Genomic DNA, 21,319 nt, shown 5'->3' on the forward strand with positions numbered 1-21,319 from the left:
GAACAAAAAATACTACTAATTTAAGTTGCGCGATAGTGTGTACTCGTACAACGGACGGGGCCGCCCACGCGGTGGTATGAAGCAGAAGCATCTCACAACTTGAGTTAATACTAATAAAACAACCATTCGACAGCTTTCGGGAATTCCCGGCTCCAGTGAGCTTCCTGATGGGTACCTTCCGGATCGACTGACAAATGCAAATCAATAGGATTTCCGCCGTATTTCTGCCGAATCAGGGCATCTTTGAAACGCTGAATATTCGGAATCATGTAGCGAGATTCCTGTTCACCGCCATAAGCATAGATTTTGATCGGAACAGGCGCCTTAAAGCGAATGGCCTGGAAATAAATTTTAGGCGAAATCCAGAGCGAGGGCGAAAAAATTAATAATCGGCCAAAAATGTCGGGGTGTAGCAGGCCCGCGTACAGACTAATAAGCCCGCCCAGCGAACTGCCGCCAATACCCGTATTGCTGGCATCGGGTAAGGTGCGAAAGCTACGGTCGACAATCGGTTTTAGGATTCGACAAATAAAGTCGAGGTAATACTGGCCGCGCCCGTTGCCCGCCCGTGTTCGGTGAAACGTAAATTCCCGAATTCGCTCGTCGTGGGCATGGTCAATCGAAACCAGAATCACTTCGTGGTGATGGCGAGCCGCCAGAATTGCCATTTTCTGGTCAATTTCCCAGCTTCCGAAACCTGCACCTCCGCCAAACAGATTCTGACCATCGTGCAGGTAAAGCACAGGGTAGCGTTTGTCCGACTGTTCGTAGTCGTATGGCAAAAGAACGTGAACACGGCGGGCACGGTCGAGTTTTGGTACTTGAAACGTATCGCCAAGTAGCTCAATTTTGGGGAGTAAGCCCGGATTGTAGGGCATGCCAAACCAGCGCCAGTGGGGTACGTACTCGCGCTTTACGTTGGTCAGTCTGGAAAGGGTGCGGTTTGGAACCGACTCGCCCAATGAGTCGAGTTCAACATGATCCCAGCTTCCACGTGTGTACTTGTATTCGAGTTTTTGGGGTAATGCTAAATCTGAAGGAAACTCATAAGTAAATTGCCCTGGCCCAACAGGTTGCATCCGGAAGGCATCCAGATCAGGAGACCAGTCGCAGAAATTTCCCGACACAAACACAGGCCGGTCGTCGTGGTCGGTAGTTGTTAATTCTAAACGTAGTGATGAAGACATACAGACAAAATCGGATACCAGCGGCAGTTGGTTCAGATTGAGTTTGTAAAATTAGCTACGTTCCCGTAAAAGCGTTTATAAACAATATGTTACGCCAGTGCCCATTGTTCGGTTAAGCCTTTAACCATTCCAACTAATTGGTTATAACTGGCGGGTTTGGTAAGGCATTGATTGGCCCCCAAATCCAGGCTTCGTTGCCGATCATCATAATCTGACGACGTAGTAAGCATCACAACGGGCAATTTTGAAAACGAGACCGAGTTGCGAAGCTGAACAAGAGTTTCAAAACCATTCTGCCGTACCATGTTGATATCAAGCAAAATAAGCTGTGGCAACGCTTCACTGTTTGCGAGTTTGGGAAGCAACTGATCACCGTCAGTAAGGGTAAGTACACTCACCGGCTTGCTCATGTCTTCAAAAGCAGACCGAAGAAAAAGTCGGTCGTCCTCATCGTCGTCGACAATCCAGACGGCTGGCGGAGACGTGAAAGAAGTGTTGTTGGTGAAGTGGAAAGCCATAACTGACAGGGTGTTAGACGTTGAATACGCTAATTGAAGCGTTTAACTATTCACCGACTGATTACGGCGTAAAAGAAAAAACAGAGAAGGCAACATCGTTTTGATAGGCGTCATTTATACCTACAGAACTGCAATGTAGTGTGGAAACAAAGAGATGAGGTGTGGTGCGTTAGAAGTAGGAATCAAAGATAACCAGCAGGGTACTAGCATGCAACATAAAACCTATCTATTTAATAGTGAATTAATTGATTTTAAAGTCCTATTAATAGTGAAACCAGGTCTGATAACACTAGCTCCTTACTAGTTCAACGCATTTTTTTAGAAAAGAATTTTATACTTAGTCTAAATAGTACTTATTTTTGTGCCGGAATATCTATTATACAAAAACTCCATATACATGCTATCACGTAATTTACTGTCTCAATTTGCTTCTCTGGCGTTGTTAACAGCGTCATTGACAGCTTGTAGTAATTGGGAAGAGAATCCAACAACGGTTTCGCCCCAACTCCGGAAAAGTGTCGATTACGGCAAATTAACGGATACTACTACCTACGCCAATTTCTTTGTAGACGATAAGGGGGCCAAAACTGTTGATCTGACCAATGGTGCTAACCGTCTGGCCATGTTCCGGGCCATCAACACCTACAACGGAACGGCTGCCAGTGCCGGTGCTACGTTGGATGCCACGGTGCTGAAAAATATGTTCTCGAACACAGGAAGTCCATTTTCGGGTACGGCCAACGCTAGTCTTAATACGTCTGGCGTTCAACTACGGAACGTAACGGCTTCGTCGTTAGCGGCTGCCGATGCGGAGAAAGAACGCGCTACCATCGAAGCTGGATTTACACCAATGGCGGCTATCAGTAAATTTGCTTCGGCCACTGCTTCGGATGGTAAAGCTGGTAAACTCGGTACGTATCTGGTTGATGATAAGGGTATTGAGTGGGCGCAGATCATCCAGAAAGGGCTGATCGGTGCTTTTCAGGTCGATTATATCGCCAACGTATTACTGAGCGAAAAAAATCTGGCGTTAGACAATCAGACGTTGGTAGCCGGAAAAAGCTATACGCAGCTGGAGCAAAACTGGGACGAAATCTATGGTATTCTGACCATCAACCCGGTTTATGGTGCAAAAGCCACCGCTACGTCTTCGGGCGAGAGCTTTATTGGTTCGTACCTGTGGGAATACAACAAAGAAGATTTTCCGAAAATCCACAAAGCACTTCTGACGGGCCGGGCCGCTATTGTGAACAACGATAAAACCCTGCTGAAAACACAGGCTACGCTGATTCGGGGAGCGATGGAAAAGGCAATTGCTGCGGCTGCGCTCGGCTATCTGGGCAAATGGAAAACCGCCGGTACTAACACAGCCGCTGCTGCCCACGCAATTGGTGAAGGACTTGGCTTTATTTACAGCCTTCGCTACGCCAAACTGAACAATGCCGATGCCGCTTTCTCGGATGGCGTATTGACCAACCTGATTTACACGACACCAAACCAATTCTGGGGGTTGACCAATGCTAAAATTGATGCTGCTTCAACTGCCATCAAAACGAAATTTAAACTGCCTTAAATCGGGCCAGACCTTATTTCAATAATTCACCACAGAGCGATACGTAATGAATCGCTCTGTCTTCTTTTTTAGGTTATGAACCAATTCAGGTTTAAACAAATCGGATTAATTGGTGCGTTGGTGGCCATTATTTGGGCTTGTGGCGGTGGTAGCGGCACAGATAACCCAACACCTAATCCTCCTAATCCAACCACCCCAACCGATCAGGCTACGTCTGACCGAAAGGCCGTGTTGACCAACATTGCCGATAATATTATTGTGCCGAGCTACGCCAATTTCAAAACTAAGTTCGACGCGATGCTGGGGAAATCGGACGCGTTTACGGCAAAGCCCGATAAAACAACGCTCACCGAATTTCGTCAGGCGTGGGCTGATGCCTATGTAGAATGGCAGAAAATAGAACTCTTCGACGTTGGGCCAGCCGAACAATATACGCTACGTAATTTCTTTAACATTTACCCCGCCGACATAGCAGGCATAGAATCGTACGTAACGGCTGGTTCGGGTGCGTTCGATATACCGGCTTCTTATCCGAAACAGGGCTTTCCGGCGCTGGATTATCTGATCAATGGCCTCGGCACTACCGATGACGCGATTCTGGCAAAGTATACAACTGCCACCGATGCTGCTAAACGTATCGCCTACCTCAAACGGCTAACGACTCAGATGAACTCGGTATTCACGACCGTTAATACGGCCTGGACCACAGGTGGTTATCGTGATACATTTATCAATTGCACAGCATTAAACGCGGGTTGTTCGACATCGAAACTGGTAAACGGATACGTATTGAATTATGAACGCTACGTTCGTTCGGGCAAATTCGGCATTCCGTCGGGGGCAATGACCAACGGTACCGCAGCACCGGATAAAATCGAAGGTTACTACAAAAAAGACATTTCGCTGGCATTGGCCAAAGCTGCTCATCAGGCTTCGGTTGATTTGTTCAACGGTAAAGGCGTGAAAACCGGGCAGGAAGGCCCCAGCCTGAAAAGTTACCTGAATTCGCTGGGTGCTAAAGATACCAGCACTGGTACGTCACTTTCTGAAACCATCACGAAACAGTTCGACGCCATTACGCAGCAACTCAATACGTTGAAACCCAATCTGTACGACGAGGTGAAAACCAACAATACGGCTATGGTTCAGACATATACACAGATGCAGAAAATTATCCGGATGCTTAAAGTCGATATGACCACCGCCATGAGCATCACCATTACGTATACAGACAACGACGGAGATTAATATCTGTGGAAAGACATAGGCTCCAACAGGCTCCGGCTGTTGGCTATATTGTAGCTATTTAGCCCCTATTATTATTCCGACAGCCGGAGCCTGTTGGAGCCTATGTCTATCGACTTTCGTTCATGCAGGCTTATTTTCGAAAGACTACTTCGGCAGCACCACTGGCTGTTTTCAGGCTTCTGTTTGGTCTGATGCTGCTCGGCAGTACGATTCGTTTCTGGAGTAAGGGGTGGATTGACGAACTCTATATTAAGCCACGCTATTACTTCCCGTTTTATGGCTTTGAGTTTGTAAAACCGCTGGGAGAATACACCTACGTAATGTTTGCCATTTGTGGCGTATCGGCGTTGCTGGTGGCAATTGGGCTTTTTTATCGGCTGGCTGCGGTGGCTTTGTTTCTGAGCTTCACTTACATCGAGCTTATCGACAAAAGCACCTACCTGAACCATTACTATTTCACCAGTCTGGTTTGCCTATTGCTGATTTTTTTACCTGCACACGCTTATTTTTCCGTCGACTCGTACCGACAACGTAACGTAATGGCCGACCAGATTCCGGCCTGGTGTCTCGATTCGCTACGTCTGTTTGTTACGTTACTCTACGTTTTTGCCGGGCTGGCGAAACTCAACAGCGACTGGCTCCTGAATGCCTTGCCGCTACGTATCTGGCTTCCTGCTCACAACGATCTTCCGGTGGTGGGTTTTCTGCTCAATTACCGTTGGGTGGCGTATGCGTTTAGCTGGTTTGGCTGTTTGTATGATTTGACGATTGCGTTTCTGCTCTGGTACCGCCCTACGCGTTTACTGGCCTACATAACCGTCGTGCTTTTCCACGGATTGACGGCCGTGCTGTTTCCGATTGGGATGTTTCCGTATATCATGATCGTGACGGCGCTGATTTTCTTTTCGGCTCATTTCCACCTAACAATCATCCGGCAACTGAGTCGCTGGTTGTCGATTCCGGCTACGTTTCTGATTCCGCACCGGACGTATCACTATCGGCCCATCCCTACAAAACTCATTCTTAGCCTTTTTACCGTTTTCTTTGTGGTTCAACTGCTGATTCCGCTACGTTATTTGCTCTATCCCGGCGAACTTTTCTGGACAGAGCAAGGCTATCGGTTTTCGTGGCGGGTGATGCTGATGGAGAAAGCAGGGTACGCACAGTTTACGGTGAAAGACAATGCTGGCAATCGGATTATTGTCAATAACAACGACTTTCTGACACCATTGCAGGAAAAAATGATGTCGACGCAACCGGACATGTTGCTGCAATACGCTCATTTTCTGCGCGATTATTACGCAAACCACGGGTTTCATACGCCCCAGGTGTATGTCGATTCTTACGTAGCACTGAACGGGCGAATGGGCAAACCACTCATCGATCCGGACACGAATCTGGCCAACGAACAGGATTCGTTCAGGCATAAAAAATGGATTACCTCACTGAATGACACGATTTACGGTTTTTAATACTCCCCACGCTTTGTTGGGGTTCTTTTTGTTGCTTTTTGTTTCTTCATCTACGCTGGCGCAATACCAGCTTTCGGGCGTAGTGCGGTCAAAGCAGGATAGTATGGCCGTGAAAGGCTGTACGGTGTATCTGAACAATGGTCGACGTAGCGTTACGACCGATAGTCTGGGTACATTTACGTTCGCGAATTTGCCTGATGGTCAATACGTTATTCAGACAACCTGCCCCGATTTTAAAGCATCGAAACAAACTGCTACGATTGATGGACGAAATCAGGACGTAGCAATCTGGCTGGTAAGTCGTTCGGAAACGCTGTCGGAGGTGACCGTTACAGATAAACAGTCCGATTTTGGGTTTACCCGGATGCGTGGGGTTGAAAACATGGGTATTTACGAAGGCAAGAAGTCGGAAGTTATTATTCCTGAGCAGCTTGTCGCCAATTTATCGACTAACAACGCCCGTCAGATTTACGCCCGTGTGGCTGGTCTGAATATCTGGGAAAACGAAGGCGCGGGTTTGCAATTGAGCATTGGCGGTCGTGGACTCGATCCTAACCGGAGTTCCAATTTCAACGTTCGCCAGAATGGTCACGACATTAGTGCCGATGCGCTGGGTTATCCCGAAAGCTATTACACCCCACCCATCGAAGCCGTTGGACGGATTCAGATTGTTCGCGGTGCGGCTTCGTTGCAATACGGGACGCAGTTTGGCGGATTGCTCAATTTTGTGATGAAAAAGCCGGTTACCGACCGGAAATTTGAGCTAATTGCCCGGCAGACTATTGGCTCGTTTGGGTTTTACAACGCGTTTACGAGTGCCAGCGGAACCGTCGGGAAGCTGAGTTACTACACGTATTTTCAGTATAAAAAAGGCGGTGGCTGGCGACCCAATTCAGACTTTACGAACTATACCGCTTTTGCCGATATCGATTACCATTTTTCAGAAAAAACGAGCCTAGGTTTCGACATTACGCAGATGAGTTATTTGGCTCAGCAGCCGGGTGGTTTGACCGACGCCATGTTTGCTGAAAATCCACGCCAGAGCAATCGCGAACGAAACTGGTTCAAGGTGAATTGGACTATGCCCGCGCTTCACTTCGACCATAAATTTAATACCAATAACGAGTTCAATCTGAGGCTGTTTGGCTTATATGCGTATCGTTACTCGCTCGGATTTCGGCCAAATCGGGTTGCCAGTGTCGATGATAACAGCGAGCGCGATTTGATTAAAGGCGATTTTCAGAACTGGGGTGCCGAAGCGCGGTACTTGAAGCGGTACAACGTAGCGAAAAAACAGGCGATTCTGTTAGTTGGCGGGCGATATTATCATGGCTACAATCATAGTATTCAGGGATTTGGCAGCACAGGGAAAGATGCCAATTTCAACTTTATCGACAACGAACAGGCCATCGCGTCTGACTACCAATTTCCCAATCGGAACGTAGCGTTGTTTGCCGAAAATATTTTCTACGTTGGTGAAAAACTGTCGATTACGCCCGGCCTCCGCTACGAATATATTCATACAACAGCCGACGGATTCTACGGAACCATCACGCGCGATCTAGCCGGTAATATTCTCAGCTCGACACGTACCAACGAATCCCGGACGAATACCCGGCAGTTTTTACTGGGTGGTCTGGGTATTAGTTTTAAACCCACTGCGCAACTGGATATTTATGGCAACCTATCGCAGAATTACCGTTCCATTACGTTCAGCGACATGCGTATTGCCAATCCGTCGATGGTGATTGATCCAAATTTGCAGGACGAAAAAGGATATTCACTCGATTTAGGCATACGTAGCACGCAAACCACGTTATACAATTTCGACGTTAGTGCGTTTTATCTCAACTACAACAACCGCATTGGCGAGGTGCAATTTTACGACCAGAACGACCGGGTGCTACGTCGTCGGGGCAATATCGGGCAAGCCATTATTATGGGCCTCGAAACGTATGCCGAGGGTGATTTTCTCCGATTGGCCAATCCACAGAATCCGAATCTGAGCGGGGTAGTATTTGCCAACGTAGCGTTGATCCGGTCGAAATATAATGCCAGCGAAGTGGCGGGTGTGGTTGGGAACCAAGTTGAGTTTGTACCGAATGTGAATTTGAAAAGCGGTTTACGTCTGGGTTATAAAAACCTAAAAGCATCGTTCCAATATACGTATCTCTCCGACCAGTTTTCGGAAGCGACTAATGCACGCGATGGCGGAGTTTCGGCGGTAATCGGGTTGATACCGGCGTATTCGATTATGGACGCGAGTTTGTCGTATCAGTTTAGTCGGTTTCGGTTGGAGGGTAGTCTAAACAACCTGGCCAATCGGGCATACTTCACACGGCGGGCTACGGGTTATCCCGGACCTGGTATATTACCCTCCGATGGACGTAGTGTGTATGTAACGATACAGGTGAAAATATAAGTAAACCTATTGATCGTTATATAAAGACGTTTTCCTTGGATAACTGTGTGTAGAATTGCCTTAGAATGAGAATATTAAGATGTATATTGCTGCTGATTAGCCTGTATTAAGTTCTTGTGAAGAAGAGCGTTATGGGCAATTAGATTCTATGGGTCACGTTCTAACTATATAAAACAGCCGATTTAGGCAGAACTCCCTCCCTCAATCACTAATCAATCTGTACTAGTATAAGCAAGCGTATATACAAAGTGATTAGGTAGGTTTTAGCGGTTATTCACATTTAAAAATTATCATCTTTTCTTTTATGGCGTTTATTGACAGAGTTCTTCAAGTACCATCTTATGGGTGGAGTGATCAAAATGGCGAATTAATTGTTCCGACAACCAAAGAACTCTATCAGGAAGCCTTTTCCAGAATTAATATTTTTGCCGACAAAAAGAACTGGATTTCCGGAATAAGCTGGCTGATGGCCGCTTGTCTGGCTCCGTTCGTTTTGTTAGCTTTTTTTAAATACTTTTCTTTTCCGCTGCTTGCCTTTGGCATCGTGTACGGCATGATTATCATGAGTACGCACGCAACAATCTGGTTTCACCGGTATTGTACGCATAAAGCTTATACGTTCAGCCATCCCATCTGGCGATTTATCACCCAGAACCTTGTCTTAAAAACCTTTCCCGAAGAGATTTACGTGGTATCGCACCACGTTCATCACTCTAAATCGGATGAGCCCGGTGACCCTTATAATGCCAGAGGAGGTTTTTGGTACTGTATGTTATCGGACGTAAATCACCAGAGTATTGCCAAAGATTTAACCGAAGATGAATACGCAAAGACCGCCAATTTTTTAAAACATACCGGCGTTTGGGTTAATAGTTATTCGGCCTACCAGAAATGGGGTTCGGTTGCTTCTCCGTTTTACACGGTTGGGTTATGGCTGCTGAACTGGTCATTCTGGTTTACTGCTTTTTTCCTGATGGGTGGCCCTGGACTGGCCTGTGCTGCATTTACAGGCGCTTTGTTCTGGTTTGTTCTAGTACGTGCCTTTAACTATACGGGGCACGGGAAAGGAGAAGAACAACACGTAGATGGTATTGATTTTGACCGGCGTAATCTTTCCGTAAATCAGATGCGTCCGGGCCTTTTTGCTGGCGAATGGCATAATAACCACCACCTGTATCCGAGCAGTGCCCGCGCTGGATTTCTTCCTTTTCAACTCGATCTGGCCTGGATTTATATCTTCTGCTTATACAAAATGGGCGCCGTTTCTTCCTACCGGGACAATAAGAAAGACTTTCTACAGAAGTATGTCAACAAGAAGCAGATAGAAGAGTTAGTCCAGTGACAAGATTGTCTCAGACAGCATCTTGCTGTCTGAGCTAGCCAAACCATTCGGCAGACTGACAGCAGGATGCTGTCTGAGACAACCTTCATTATTAAATTATCTCGTTAAAAAATTCAGGCCGTCGATATGAGCATTTCGTTCATATCGACGGCCTGAATTTTTTAACGTAAACTCGAGGTTAGATTTGTTTTTCAGTGAGTTAGTTGGTGATCATCACACATTTGGACAGCATCAGACGGGAAAGATCACCTGGCACTACGCGGCCACGACTAACCCCGAATTCACGTTAAAAATGTTGTCAATCATCGTCTTAACTGATTGAGTACTTCCGGCTTTTAGATTAGTTCTGTTACGTTGATACGTAGCAGACTGCCTAACCGCTGATGATTGTTGTGTGTAGCTGAGTCTTAACCTGCGAACCGTTACGTCGGTAATTGTTGAACAACTCCTTCGACGTATAAATAGGTGCCTGATCGGTGGATGGGCTTGGCAGGAAAATAAGCTCGATATTCCGTGCTTTAGCTGAAATACCAAAGTTCTGAATTGCCTGTACTACGTCGGCGTCGATGTAGGTTGAGCTGCTACCGTCAATTTCCAGAATAGAATTATCAGGAACGCTCTTCAGTAATTTTACCATTTTGGCTTTACTCAGAAACGATACGTGGTCGCCCAGGCTTACGTGGATACGCTTGATATCGTTGTTCCAGTCAGACTGGATATGGTGTGTATTGCGATAGTTTTCGCGAAGAATAAAGAATATCCCCGTAACCAGACCAATACCAATACCCGTTAACAGGTCTGTCATCACAACCGCCAGTACGGTCACAACAAACGGAATAAATCGGGAAGGGCCTTCGGCAAATGTGGTTTTGAACACATCGATGCGCGCCAGTTTATAGCCCGTTACCAGCAGAATAGATGCCAGACTGGCCCAGGGCATTTTGTTTAGTAGTGTAGGAAGGGTGATCACACAAACCAGCAACAACGTACCGTGAACGAGTGCGGCTATTTTGGTACGTGCCCCTGCGTTGATACTTACCGAGCTACGTACAATAACCGACGTAAGCGGAATACCACCCAGCAAACCACTTAGCATATTGCCAATACCCTGTGCTTTCAGTTCGTGATTGGCTGGTGTTTTCCGTTTCAGCGGGTCCAGTTCATCCGACGCTTCAATGGCAAGTAAGGCTTCCAGACTGGCAACCAGCGCAATCGACACGGCCGATGTATAAACCAGCGGATTGTTCCACTGGGAAAAATCGGGCAGAGTGATGAGTTGGGCAAAACCAGCCAGACTTTCCGGAACCGGTAACTGTACCAGATGATTGCCTGAAAGCGCCCATGTTGGTGCCATTAATTTTACCACTTCATTGATGGTAATGCCAAGCACAACCACGATCAGAGCAGCCGGTACATTTTTCACCAGCGCCCACTTACGGGAGGCTGATTGTTCCCAAATAACAAAGATTGTCAATGAGACAATAGTGATCAACACGGCCACAAGGCTAAATTGACCCATTGCCATTCGAAGCTGCTCATTAAGGTTAAAGCCATCAGGCTGAAAAAGTGCCATATCTTCGGCGGCATCGGCATCATACCCAACAAGGTGTGGTAGTTGCTTTATAATCAGCATAATACCGATACCTGCTAGCATACCTTTGATAACCGACGAGGGAAAGAAATTACTGATTATACCCGCCCGTGCAAAACCCAAACCAATTTGAATTAGTCCGGCAATACACGTAGCCAGCAAAAAAGCAGGAAATGATCCTAAAGCCTGAATGGCTCCTAACGTAACCACAATAAGCCCAGCTTCGGGGCCAGAAATACTAACCGCCGAACGGCTAAATAGGCCGACAACAATGCCACCGACAATGCCGGCAATAATGCCCGCGAAAAGTGGGGCTCCGGATGCCAGCGCGATGCCCAGACACAATGGTACGGCCACCAGAAACGAAATTGCTCCGCCCCGGAAGTCGCCCATGAGATTGCTGGAATTTATAGTCTTTGGTATGTTCATCTTGAAATCCACGTTAATGGAGTTGTATTTGTCGTTGAGTACTAGTTTGCTAAGAGCTGGCTAATGAACAATGTAGAATGATAATGGGGCATTTTTCCGTTGAGTAAATCATCCGACTGGGCTTTTCACTACTCATTTTACATTGTTCATCAATCCCAGTTTGTGCCTGCTATAAAGTAATATATTTCACCGTCATAGTCTCATCGGGCAAGCATCACCTATATAGCAGGGCTTTATTCGTTCGAAAAGATTACAATTCGCGGGCGACCGGTTTTTGCTGGTTTTGTACTGATTGTCGCGTTGAAATTTTAGTTGTCGAATTAGATTCGGCTTCCTGTAGTCGTTGCTCCAGCCGAAGCGTTTCTTTGTATAAAGAATCGGCCCGCTGGCTTTCATTTTCATACTGCGCCCGATATTCGTTTTTATTCTGACGATTATCGAAGTACAGATTAAACGCGATACAACAGAAAACGAATCCCCAGATTGTCAGCCAGTTAACGTACCTGCTGGTTCTGCCATTTCCACTTAAGTTGTTATCCATAGCGCAAAACGTGTTGAGAAGAACGCATGGTGCGGTTCTTAGATAACAAAGTTCATAAATACAACTCCTCAATTAATTAGGGGCTCGTTAGAAGATAATGAGAGGATAATTAGAAGTTGATTAGAAAACGATTAGAACGTCTTCGGAAGCCGCACCGTGAACGTAGTGCCTTTGTTTAATTCGGATATAACGCTGATCTGGCCACGATGAAACTGAACGATTCGATACGTTAGTGGTAGCCCAACGCCGTGCCCCTGAATACGTTTGACATTCTGTGCCCGAAAAAAAGGCTCATAGATGCTTTTAATGTCTGCTTCGGCAATGCCAACGCCTTCGTCTTTAAACTGTACCGTTATCCATTTTTTGCTTGCTCTCAGCGTTACGTGAACCTGCTTGTTCGGGGAAAACTTACAGCCATTTTCCATAAGATTAAAGAAGGCTGAGTACAGCAGCGATTTATTTCCGGGAATGGTCAGCGAGGGTTGAATTATTTCCATTTCGCCATCGAACGCAAACACAACCGAATACTCGGCCTGATGATTCATAAGCATCTGAGCCGCCTGATAAATCACTTCGTCAATAGCTACTCCGCTGAATTTTAAAGGCGTTGCATCGAGGCTTACCTGTGTGAGGTTCAGGAGGTTATTGGTTAGTTTGTTCATGCGCTGAATCACATCGAGTGCAGCTCTCCATTTGGCTTCGTGTTCGGCAACGGTACGTGGTTTCAGGAGCGTTACTTCAATCTGGCCCGTAATAATAGTCAGAGGAGTACGTAGTTCATGCGACGCATTGGCTACGAAATTTCGCTGTACTTCAAACGCTTCCTGCACCCGGTCGAGCATGAGGTTGAACGTACGGGCAAGTTGCGCCAGTTCGTCCTGCTCTTTGCCAATGGTTAATCGTTGGTTCAGGTTCGAGGCCGTAATCTGGTCGACCTCACGGATAACGTTCGAAATAGGACGTAGCGACCGTCCCGAAAACGCCCAGCCGACTGCCCCAACCAAAGCCAGACTGCAAATCAGCCCAACGACCATAATTGTACCTAGATGGCCAATTTCCTCAATGCCATACTGATCATAGGCCGACGCAACCAGAATGTATTGTTGCTGATTATGCTGATACAGAAACCCAACGATTTCAACTTTATTCTGCCGGAGAAATATCTCTTTTTTTTGCCGAATCCGGTTCAGTATTTCCTGTTTAACAATATCATTGGCCTGCGTTGAATAAACTCGTCGGCCCTGTGGGTCGTAAATATTGATCTGCTCTTTGGGCAATGCCGTCAGGTTATTTCGCTCAATGATATGCAGCAGATTTGTGTCGATTTTTTCTTCATCGAGATAAAGCCGGGCAATGGTTTTGGCCTTGTCGCTCAGGCGCAGGTAAAAATCTCGCTGCCGGAAATACTCGGCCGTAGCAAACACAACAAATGAAAACAGCAGCAGAATAGTTGCCACTACGCCCACAAACGTAAAAGAAAGTCGGGTGCGTATTTTCATGAGTTATTGTTCGGATGCCTGCATGATGTAGCCAATTCCGCTGATGGTGTAGATGAGTTTTGGCGAAAAATCTTTGTCGATTTTTCGGCGCAGGTAATTCACATACACATCCACTACGTTGGTACCCGTATCGAAATTCAGATCCCAGACGTGTTCCATGATTTCATTCCGGCTAAGCGCCTTATTCTGATTTTTCATGAAAAACTCGAGCAACGCCAGCTCGCGCGCCGTCAGCAGAATCTTGTGGTTCCCCCGTTTTACCGCTTTGCTTTGTTGATTGAATTCGAGATCGGCAATTTTTAAGACTGTAGACTCGACCGCTACGTGACCACTACGTCGGTTGAGGGCACGTAATCGGGCCACCAGCTCACGAAACTCAAACGGTTTTACCAGATAATCGTCGGCCCCCGCATCGAAACCTTCCAGTTTATTGTCGGTGCTGCCAAACGCGGTCAGCATCAGAATGGGCAATGATTCGTACTTGTTACGTATCATCCGGCAAAGATCGAAGCCGCTGATAACCGGGAGGTTAACGTCCAGAATTACGACGTCATATTCATGCTCGGCGAGTTGCTGGTGCGCTTCCATGGCGTTGCCCGCTGTATCGGCCGTAAAGTCGTATTCTTCCAGGCCACTTTTAATGAGCGAAGCCACTTCCCATTCATCTTCAACAATTAAAATTCGCATACTGACGCTGGTAGTCGATTGGTCAAAAAAAGCCTGAGGTAACGTACTTCGTTGGTTTGTACGTGCCGAACACCAAATATAGGGCGATAGTTGCCTCGATACGGTTCGTTGCACGACCAATAAATCGGCTGGCTAATCGAAAATCACGCTCATCAGCTGATTGCACGTAGCACCGTGTCGCTCTACATACGGATTATTCGTATCGTTTGGATTACTAAGCCAGTACCCTCCGCGATTCTGATTGGCTCCCGGACAGAAATGATAAAGCATCGGCTTTGCATTCAACTTCAGCGTACGTACCAGCGAATACAAACTTTTCGACAAATCACCGAAATGGTCGCGCTGGTGCATAATCAGCTTGATACCGTACACATGCTTTGCGTCGTAAATGTGCCGGGCGTCGAACAGAAGTTTGTTGTAGAGAATATCGAAATACATCTTCTGCTGCGCCGTTAGCAGGGTTGCGTTAAGCCCCGACAAATCGCTCACCATCCGATTGGCTGCCTGACTGGCCTGTACGCTATCGTTCTGAGCCAACGCATTTTTAATGGCCGAATAATTGGTCAGTACGTTGTTGAAACCCGCTTGCAGACTGGCATCGGTCACGGGTAGCACTTCGGGCCATTCCGGAGCTTTGGTGGCAGGTGTTGGTGCGGGTAAGATGGGTGATTCTACGTTGCCAGCAGCAGGGGCAACGGCCGGAGCAACTGGAACCATAGTCATCATCGTCGATTCGGCAAAACGCTGATCCTGCAAAAATGAATCGTCGGTCAGCGTATGCAAAAAGGCCACGATGTTAGCCTGTTCGGTTGGCGTGAGTGAGATGCCGATAATACCTGTTTCGCGGTCTTTTTTCAGCAGATGATCTAGCGTTTCATGATGCTGAATGCCTGATCCGTAGTGCGCTACGACTTCTTCCAACGTAGCAAAACGACCATCGTGCATATACGGAGCCGTTACGGCTACGTTGCGCAGTGTCGGCACTTTAAACTTGTATAAGTCTTCCGGTTTCAGCGTGATGTCGTAATGCCCCTGATCTTCGTTTACCGTTTTGGCGAGCCCGTTGTTTCGGAATGAGAAATCGGTAAATAATGGTTCTGGATGGCAGCCGCTGCATTTTCGTTCAACCAGTATCCAGCCAGCCCGTTCGGCGGGGGTAAACGTAGCGCCTTCATTCAGTACCGCCCTGTCGTAGCGTGAACTGGCCGAAACCATCGTCAGCATAAACTGCGAAAGTGCTTTCAGAAAACGTTCGGTATTGATTTCGGGACTACCGAACGCCTTCGTAAACAGGACCGGATATTCGCGCGTTTTGCGAAGCTTCTCCAGAATATTCGGCAGCGATTCATCCATTTCGGCCTCATTCTGAATCGGCACCATTGGAAATAAATCCAGATCGTGAACGCCACCATCCCAACCGAAATGCCGCGACCAGGCCAGATTTGCCAGCGGCATCGCATTACGTTTCGTCAATAAATCGTTGATGCCGTGGCTGAGCGCATGGCCGTGCTGCGTGAAACCTGATGCCTGCTGGTGGCAACTGCCGCAACTGATGGTGTTATCTTTCGATAGCAGAGCGTCGTAAAACAGGGTTTTGCCTAACTCGATTCCGGATTCGGTCAGCGGATTTTTGTTGAATGGATAAACCGGCTTTGGAAAGTGAGACGGTACGTGGAAAAGGGGCGCTTTTGGGTTGGCCGAAAAGAAGACGGCTATTGCAAAAAAAGCGACCGACGTAACGAGTATCGTGATTTTTACCTTCATGACCTTCACAATCAATTCATTTCCAACGCCGATTTTGGGGCTGACGTATCCAGATTCGGTAAAATTCCCGCAAACGAAAACATCGACTGGTAATTATCGGCAATTTTCTGCGAGAACGGGCTGGCCATGACCACCGGATTCTGCGCAAAACTTATCGACGTAGCACCACCGAAAAACTGATTCAGATCGGCCCGGATACCAACCGCAATGCCTTTGCCCTTTTTCACCTGCACCATCGCGTTGCTAAACTCAACGGTAGCTGTTCGGAGGTTATTTAGGGTCTGTCTGGCGCCCATACCGCCAAACAGACCAATGTGATACATGAATTCGTGGTTGGGCCGCTGTGCCGTAACCGGCGCTTGTGGAGACGTCCCTTCCAGTTTTATAAAAATATAGCCGGAATTCCAGGCCCAATACATATCTTTCCCATCACCCCCCACATCCAGACAGCCTTTGCGCAAACCCACATCCGACGTACTACGCAAGCTATCGACACCAATCAGAAACCGAACAGCTGTATACGTATCAACCGGAATATTGTTGAGTCGAATCTGTTTGGTTGCCGGAACATTTTCCCGAATCAGAAAATAACTTTCGTCCTGCGGTACTACATATTCGGAACCGTCTTTACGAACAAAGCGAATGTTGCTGACGTAGTATTGTAGCCGCGTAATCGTGAATTGTTCGCCGTTGGGCGTCGTGAATTGTTTGTCTTTCAGCACTACGTTATCCTGCCCCACTACGTTCGAAAACGATAACGTAACGGAACCCGTATTTTGCGCATTCACAACGCCAAAAACGAATAGAAACAGAAAGACAGTTAAAATTCTTTTCATGATACCTCGTGTTCGGTAATCGATACGTACTCAAAGATAGTGCAGATGACGGAAACGGTAAAGACGTTAAAACGTATCGACCCGCCGAACAATGATAACAGGCTTCTGTTTATCAGCCGTTTGTTCGTAAGCGATGAGCATGCCGTTTTTTACTGAGATGAGGGTTGGATACGTAGCGTCAACGGTTTCGGGCGTCAGGTATTGAGTGGAGCCGCTCGTCTGTCCATTTACGACGCGCATACCGATACGTTGCCCAAACGAACCCATTTCGCCAGAGCCATCTTTCGAGATCGATTCATCCCAAAGCCAGACTAGTTTGCCACCGACATTGGCTATCTGCGGGTGTTTCGCCCGATTGGTCATTACGCCATCAACCAGTTTGTCGGAGCCTAACCGGGCCAGCCGGATACCAGCCGCATTTTCTTTCCCCGAAAACCAGCTTATCAACACGTCGTTGCCGAGAGCCGCTACCGATGGGCCCGCATGTGGACAGGCATTTATTTGCCAATTGTCGGTAAACACAGATTGTGGTTTGCTGAACGTTTTCCCACCATCGGTCGATACGGCTGTACTGATGTCGCGCGAGGCTGGTTCATTTGTTTTACCCGATGGGAATAAATCGCGATACGTAATGTGAATGGCTTTTTTCGCGTCGATAAACAGGTTTGTTCGGCAGCATTGGCAGGCATTATCATCGACCTGAACCGCAGCGCCAAACCCTTTACCGGGCGAAGTTTGGGCAAAAACCACTGGCCGTCCTTCCCGGCCCGCTAGTTTCTCATCGAGCCAGACAACGCCAATTTCGCCGTTGGACAACCGGGTTATATCGGCGAAGGAATGACTTTTGCCGGGCGACGCATCCTGATAAACCGGCTTTGGTTCGGCCCAGGTTTTTCCGTTATCGGTCGACATCGTATACAGCAAATCACCCGCAAACCGCGATGATTCGGTGGGGCGAGGCACTTCGAAAACAGCCAGTAACGTACCGTCATTTTTAACGGCAATCTTGGGCATCCCTTCCGCATGGGACGACAGATTTGCAGGCGCTTTTACACGAATTTTTTCGCCAAACGTCTGCCCGCCATCGGTAGAGATAGCGTAGTAAAAAGCACCTTTTCTCTCGTCGTCAAGTTCTACCCAGCTTAACAGCGGATTGCCGCTTGCATCGCTTGTCAGCCGGGGAACCGCGCTGGTCATTTTTGGGTCAGAAACCTGCGTTTCAGCTACGGGCTGGAAACCTGACAGCCAGATTAATATTGGAAATAACAATGCGTAAATCATGATGAATGCGTGCGATTAGAAACCTTATTTACCAGAGAATTCATATTGAATGCCAAACACAAATGTGCGGGGAGCCGCCGGATTGTACGTAGTGCGGTCGGTAGCGTTGTTACCGCGTGTGGCGTTGGTAGCGAAGAGCGCATTCGTTACGTTAAGTACGTTGGAAAACAGTTCAATACCCTTCCACTGATACCCAACCCGAACGTTGGCAAAATCGTAGCCGCCATAGCTAACCGTGTTGGTCTGATTCTGAAACCAGCCTGAAACGTGCTGCCATTCCAGCGACGTGCGGAAGTTTTTAAGCCAGCTTGGATAGTAACTGATTTCGGTGTTCCAGAGCCAGCGCGGGGCCGACGGCATGTCTTTTCCGTTCACGTTCTGAACCGCATCGGACGCGCGCTGGCTAAGGGTGAACTCAACAAACCGGTGAATAGCATGGGTACCGCCAGCCCGGAAAAACACCTGTTTCGATGGGCGATACGTAACGCCTAATTCGATCCCCCGGTGCAACGTCCGCCCGGCCGATTGGTAGTCAAACGAATTGTCGGGCAGGCGGATGTTGAGCAGTTCGTTCGTGCCGTTCATCTGATAAATAGCACCATCGATATACACTTTGTTGTTCAGTAACGACGCCCAGCCGCCGAGTTCCATATTGTCGAATCGGGCGGGTTGCAGGTTGTAATAGAATAGATCGCCGGAGGGCGTTGGCGTGCTACGTTTCTGGAAAATAGACGTAAGGGCCGGGGGCGAAAAGCCTTTGGCATAGTTGGCATACAGCCCCTTACCGTTCCCCAAATCATACGTAGCACCGATTTTGGGAGTTGCCTGACTGTAAATACGCTCTCCGGTGTTGTTGTCCAGCCCGTTAGTGTAGTCGAACGCCATCCGGTCGTAACGTAGGCCAGCCGATAACTGTAATTTAGGTAGCGGTTCAAAATCGTATTGCAGATAAGCCGCCGTGTTGTGGATATGTGCTTGATAATTAGCGATCTGTAAATCAGGTCGTTCGCGGAGTTGGGTGTATTTCGCTACCGATTTTTTGTCGGGTCGCAACTCAGCAGCTAGTTCGGTCTGATAAGCGTAATACGTATTGGGCGAGAGATCAAGTGTTGCCCCAGCCGTGAGTTTACTGCTCAGAAAACTGAATCGCTGCGTGTGCTGGGCAATGAACCCATAACTCTTGAAATCGTTGCTGTTAATCTGCCCAGTAGCGGTCGATGCACCCGATGTCCAGCGAATGGCGTAGGTTGGATTCTGACCTATGCTGTTGTTACGTATGAAACCCGTAATAAACGATTCGGAGCCATTTTGCCAGGTATGCTCAAGCGTGAGCCGACTACGTAGCGAAAACGTTTTCCGATACGTAAAATCGGTTGTGCTAACGTATTGGCGAGCAAAAAACGACGTACTGTCGACACTGCCGCTGGTTTGCGAATCGTAATCATTATACGACAACGTACCTGCGAGTCGGGTTTTAGGCGTAAAAGCGTATTCGAGCCGGGTGAAATACGACGATTTTTTGTAATCGGAGCTTGCCATCCAGGAATCACGTTGCCGCGAGAGGAAGCCACCAAGATAGATACCGAATTTCCCTTTCTGAGCCCCAGCCCCAAACTGGAGTCGCTGATATCCCCACTGGTCGAGCTGAATGCCGACGCGGGCGGTTGGCACGGCGGTTGGTCGCTGGGTAATAAAATTAACGGCACCACCCACTGCTTCAGGCCCGTAAATAGACGAAACCGGCCCCTTGACAACCTCAATGGAACTGACTGTAAACTGATTCATTTCGAGCAGCGCATTGTGGTTGAACACACCCATTGGCCGAACCGGAACGCCATCTTCCAGATAAAGGAAATAAGCGTTGGTAGTCATCGGCTGACGTATTGCCATCATGTGCTGCTCGTTGTTCAGGTTCACCATCAGCACGCCCGGCGTTTTGTTGATCACCTCATAAATGCTCGTCGGTTTTGTTTCGTTGATCAGCTTTGGCGACAGTTTAGAGATAGCAATGGGCGTCTCGGTACGTAGTGCGGCTTCCCGGTTGCCCGTTACGACGACCGTTTGTAAATCTTCGACGGAGGGTTCGAGTGCGATACGTAGCAGCTGCCCGGCGGTTACCGTTACGTGTTGCTGCCGATAACCCACTGCCGAAATCGTAACTTCCGACGTAGTGCCGGTTAAAGCAAAGCGACCGTTTGCGTCCGAAATAACCCCGGTTTTCTCATTGGCCCATCGAATGGTTACGCCCGGAATCGGTTCTTTGGTTTGCGCGTCGAATACCAATCCTTTTTCTGCCGATTGCGCATAAGTATATATGTGTAGCGATGTCACAGTCCATAACATGATGGCTGTGAGTAACTTATAAAGTTTCACGAAATGTATAATTTAGGTCAAGAAAAATGAAATACCATCCCAGACGCTTTTACGTGGGACTGGATTGGGCAAACAGGAGCTATGCCTGCCTGAGAAGTAGACCTAAACTTGTGGAGGACGAAACAGACCCGTTAATGGAGTCGAATAGGAGGGGAAACGATACGCAGGTAAATCCGCCAGCGACTGGTCAATCGAAACGACCGAAAACTGAAAGGGAGCATTGGTTTCGCAGAACAGTTGCAGAACCGGACTGTTTTGTACACGTTCAGTCGTTTCTTTATCCTGTTTGTCCTGCTGCGTTTTCAGCTTTTTGGCCAGATAGCATTGGCCGTCGCAATGGAGTTCGGGTTTGCTCCGGTTCTGGCAAAGAACACGGGCAATGTACTCCTTATTGGCGTGATAATACGCGATCGTTCCCCACTGGCTCACCGTTGGGAGCAACGTAGCAATGAGGAGAACATAAATCAGCGCATTCTTCATGACGCGGCAAAGATAGTGGGAAAACGTATCCAGTTTTCTGAATTGACGATATTGTTATGAAAAGCGTGTCTAGGAT

General features: G+C 47.7%; 16 protein-coding genes. 5 read left to right on the forward strand and 11 right to left on the reverse strand.

What is annotated here, in order from left to right; all coding sequences use genetic code 11:
- Window positions 1–110: 110 nt before the first annotated feature.
- The gene (locus ACYVD4_RS25685) at window positions 111–1,187 is read right to left on the reverse strand and encodes an alpha/beta hydrolase-fold protein (protein WP_460950569.1); all 1,077 of its coding nucleotides are present in this window, start codon (window positions 1,185–1,187) and stop codon (window positions 111–113) included.
- 89 nt (window positions 1,188–1,276) lie between these two features.
- Complete coding sequence (locus ACYVD4_RS25690; protein ID WP_460950571.1) at window positions 1,277–1,705, reverse strand: response regulator; 429 nt, start codon at window positions 1,703–1,705, stop codon at window positions 1,277–1,279.
- A gap of 397 nt (window positions 1,706–2,102) precedes the next feature.
- Between ACYVD4_RS25690 and ACYVD4_RS25695 the strand changes: the two genes are divergently transcribed.
- The 5 genes from ACYVD4_RS25695 to ACYVD4_RS25715 all read left to right on the forward strand — a co-directional run bounded on the left by ACYVD4_RS25695 (window position 2,103) and on the right by ACYVD4_RS25715 (window position 9,762).
- Window positions 2,103–3,278, forward strand: a complete 1,176-nt coding sequence (locus ACYVD4_RS25695; protein ID WP_460950572.1) for a DUF4856 domain-containing protein — start codon at window positions 2,103–2,105, stop codon at window positions 3,276–3,278.
- A gap of 75 nt (window positions 3,279–3,353) precedes the next feature.
- On the forward strand, window positions 3,354–4,526 hold the full coding sequence (locus tag ACYVD4_RS25700) for an imelysin family protein (protein ID WP_460950574.1): 1,173 nt from the start codon (window positions 3,354–3,356) through the stop codon (window positions 4,524–4,526).
- Between the two features lie 122 nt (window positions 4,527–4,648).
- Window positions 4,649–5,998 carry an HTTM domain-containing protein gene (locus ACYVD4_RS25705; protein ID WP_460950575.1) on the forward strand — a complete coding sequence of 450 codons (1,350 nt, stop codon included), beginning with the start codon at window positions 4,649–4,651 and terminating at the stop codon, window positions 5,996–5,998.
- Window positions 5,976–8,420 carry a TonB-dependent receptor domain-containing protein gene (locus ACYVD4_RS25710; protein WP_460950577.1) on the forward strand — a complete coding sequence of 815 codons (2,445 nt, stop codon included), beginning with the start codon at window positions 5,976–5,978 and terminating at the stop codon, window positions 8,418–8,420. Before ACYVD4_RS25705 ends, ACYVD4_RS25710 begins: the two co-directional genes overlap by 23 nt.
- Window positions 8,421–8,724: 304 nt before the next feature.
- Window positions 8,725–9,762 (forward strand): fatty acid desaturase, encoded by a 1,038-nt coding sequence (locus ACYVD4_RS25715; protein WP_460950578.1) that lies wholly within the window; start codon window positions 8,725–8,727, stop codon window positions 9,760–9,762.
- A gap of 373 nt (window positions 9,763–10,135) precedes the next feature.
- Here ACYVD4_RS25715 and ACYVD4_RS25720 read toward each other — a convergent pair whose 3' ends face one another.
- From ACYVD4_RS25720 to ACYVD4_RS25760, 9 genes are all read right to left on the reverse strand, one after another.
- Window positions 10,136–11,782, reverse strand: a complete 1,647-nt coding sequence (locus ACYVD4_RS25720; RefSeq protein WP_460950580.1) for a SulP family inorganic anion transporter — start codon at window positions 11,780–11,782, stop codon at window positions 10,136–10,138.
- A 250-nt stretch (window positions 11,783–12,032) separates the two neighbouring features.
- Complete coding sequence (locus ACYVD4_RS25725) at window positions 12,033–12,323, reverse strand: hypothetical protein (RefSeq protein ID WP_460950582.1); 291 nt, start codon at window positions 12,321–12,323, stop codon at window positions 12,033–12,035.
- A gap of 131 nt (window positions 12,324–12,454) precedes the next feature.
- Entirely contained in the window at window positions 12,455–13,822 is a 1,368-nt protein-coding gene (locus ACYVD4_RS25730) for a HAMP domain-containing sensor histidine kinase (protein ID WP_460950584.1), read from the reverse strand.
- Window positions 13,823–13,825: 3 nt separating this feature from the next.
- Window positions 13,826–14,509, reverse strand: coding sequence for a response regulator transcription factor (locus ACYVD4_RS25735; protein ID WP_460950586.1), 684 nt, complete (start codon window positions 14,507–14,509; stop codon window positions 13,826–13,828).
- Between the two features lie 132 nt (window positions 14,510–14,641).
- Window positions 14,642–16,273, reverse strand: a complete 1,632-nt coding sequence (locus tag ACYVD4_RS25740) for a cytochrome c peroxidase (protein ID WP_460950587.1) — start codon at window positions 16,271–16,273, stop codon at window positions 14,642–14,644.
- Between the two features lie 11 nt (window positions 16,274–16,284).
- On the reverse strand, window positions 16,285–17,109 hold the full coding sequence (locus ACYVD4_RS25745) for an MbnP family protein (protein WP_460950589.1): 825 nt from the start codon (window positions 17,107–17,109) through the stop codon (window positions 16,285–16,287).
- Window positions 17,110–17,175: 66 nt separating this feature from the next.
- Window positions 17,176–18,390 (reverse strand): sialidase family protein, encoded by a 1,215-nt coding sequence (locus tag ACYVD4_RS25750; RefSeq protein ID WP_460950591.1) that lies wholly within the window; start codon window positions 18,388–18,390, stop codon window positions 17,176–17,178.
- 24 nt (window positions 18,391–18,414) lie between these two features.
- Window positions 18,415–20,733, reverse strand: a complete 2,319-nt coding sequence (locus tag ACYVD4_RS25755) for a TonB-dependent receptor (protein WP_460950718.1) — start codon at window positions 20,731–20,733, stop codon at window positions 18,415–18,417.
- A 132-nt stretch (window positions 20,734–20,865) separates the two neighbouring features.
- Window positions 20,866–21,243, reverse strand: coding sequence for a hypothetical protein (locus tag ACYVD4_RS25760; RefSeq protein WP_460950593.1), 378 nt, complete (start codon window positions 21,241–21,243; stop codon window positions 20,866–20,868).
- Window positions 21,244–21,319 lie beyond the last annotated feature (76 nt).

The sequence above is a fragment of the Spirosoma daeguense genome (genome assembly GCF_054776875.1).

Excerpts from the sequence above, each read along its gene's own strand:
- ACYVD4_RS25685 (WP_460950569.1), bottom strand. The coding sequence starts at position 1,187 with ATGTCTTCATCACTACGTTTAGAATTAACAACTACCGACCACGACGAC.
- ACYVD4_RS25690 (WP_460950571.1), bottom strand. The coding sequence starts at position 1,705 with ATGGCTTTCCACTTCACCAACAACACTTCTTTCACGTCTCCGCCAGCC.
- ACYVD4_RS25695 (WP_460950572.1), top strand. The coding sequence starts at position 2,103 with ATGCTATCACGTAATTTACTGTCTCAATTTGCTTCTCTGGCGTTGTTA.
- ACYVD4_RS25700 (WP_460950574.1), top strand. The coding sequence starts at position 3,354 with ATGAACCAATTCAGGTTTAAACAAATCGGATTAATTGGTGCGTTGGTG.
- ACYVD4_RS25705 (WP_460950575.1), top strand. The coding sequence starts at position 4,649 with ATGCAGGCTTATTTTCGAAAGACTACTTCGGCAGCACCACTGGCTGTT.
- ACYVD4_RS25710 (WP_460950577.1), top strand. The coding sequence starts at position 5,976 with ATGACACGATTTACGGTTTTTAATACTCCCCACGCTTTGTTGGGGTTC.
- ACYVD4_RS25715 (WP_460950578.1), top strand. The coding sequence starts at position 8,725 with ATGGCGTTTATTGACAGAGTTCTTCAAGTACCATCTTATGGGTGGAGT.
- ACYVD4_RS25720 (WP_460950580.1), bottom strand. The coding sequence starts at position 11,782 with ATGAACATACCAAAGACTATAAATTCCAGCAATCTCATGGGCGACTTC.
- ACYVD4_RS25725 (WP_460950582.1), bottom strand. The coding sequence starts at position 12,323 with ATGGATAACAACTTAAGTGGAAATGGCAGAACCAGCAGGTACGTTAAC.
- ACYVD4_RS25730 (WP_460950584.1), bottom strand. The coding sequence starts at position 13,822 with ATGAAAATACGCACCCGACTTTCTTTTACGTTTGTGGGCGTAGTGGCA.
- ACYVD4_RS25735 (WP_460950586.1), bottom strand. The coding sequence starts at position 14,509 with ATGCGAATTTTAATTGTTGAAGATGAATGGGAAGTGGCTTCGCTCATT.
- ACYVD4_RS25740 (WP_460950587.1), bottom strand. The coding sequence starts at position 16,273 with ATGAAGGTAAAAATCACGATACTCGTTACGTCGGTCGCTTTTTTTGCA.
- ACYVD4_RS25745 (WP_460950589.1), bottom strand. The coding sequence starts at position 17,109 with ATGAAAAGAATTTTAACTGTCTTTCTGTTTCTATTCGTTTTTGGCGTT.
- ACYVD4_RS25750 (WP_460950591.1), bottom strand. The coding sequence starts at position 18,390 with ATGATTTACGCATTGTTATTTCCAATATTAATCTGGCTGTCAGGTTTC.
- ACYVD4_RS25755 (WP_460950718.1), bottom strand. The coding sequence starts at position 20,733 with ATGTTATGGACTGTGACATCGCTACACATATATACTTATGCGCAATCG.
- ACYVD4_RS25760 (WP_460950593.1), bottom strand. The coding sequence starts at position 21,243 with ATGAAGAATGCGCTGATTTATGTTCTCCTCATTGCTACGTTGCTCCCA.